This window comes from Rathayibacter tanaceti (genome assembly GCF_001634385.1).
Taxonomy (GTDB): Bacteria; Actinomycetota; Actinomycetes; order Actinomycetales; family Microbacteriaceae; genus Rathayibacter; species Rathayibacter tanaceti.
Genome location: NZ_LIIN01000305.1, coordinates 1 through 623, shown reverse-complemented (window position 1 = coordinate 623; position 623 = coordinate 1). Strand labels below are relative to the sequence as shown.

Genomic DNA, 623 nt, shown 5'->3' with positions numbered 1-623 from the left:
CTGCACGGCGGAGCCGCCAGGAGCGGCGCCACCTGCGGAGTCGTCGGGCGCAGGCGCCTCCGCGCCGACCGCCGACGGAGCTCCGGCGTCGCGGCCCGTTCCGAGCATCGCGGTCACGCCCGTGCCGGTCGGGTCGGTCGCGGGCGGGGCGGGGGAGTGCTCGGTACGGACCGTCGGCTCGGGCACGCTCGACGGTGTCGACCTCGAGGAGGTGCGCGACTCCGGCTCCCGGAGCGGCGCGACGGGGACGGTGCGGGCCGCCTCCGACGGCGCCCCCGCCTCCTACCTCGTGGCCGCCGGTGATATCAGCGAGCAGATCGCCGAGCGCTTCTGCATCAGCCCCGACTACCTCTCCGCCCTCAACTCGGTCCGCCGCGACGGTGTCGACATCGACAGTCTCTTCGGCGGCGACACCCTCAACCTCCGTCCGACGACCGTCCTCACGGTCGGCGACCAGAACGGCCGCGTGCTCGACAACACGGCGCCCGACGACCTGCCCGCCCAGACAGGCTGACGGCGGCCTGCTGCCCGGCGGGTGCGGCTCCTCAGAAGGCGCGGTGGCCGCGCTCGACCCCCGCGCGACCTGCGTCCCCGTGTCCGCGCGAGCCGAGGCGTCGGCGGCC

1 pseudogene is annotated in these 623 nt (G+C 76.1%); it reads left to right on the top strand.

Annotation, left to right across the window (positions count from 1 at the left end):
* Positions 1-514 (top strand): annotated as a pseudogene (locus ACH61_RS15775) (hypothetical protein); the annotation flags it as partial.
* Positions 515-623: the final 109 nt, after the last annotated feature.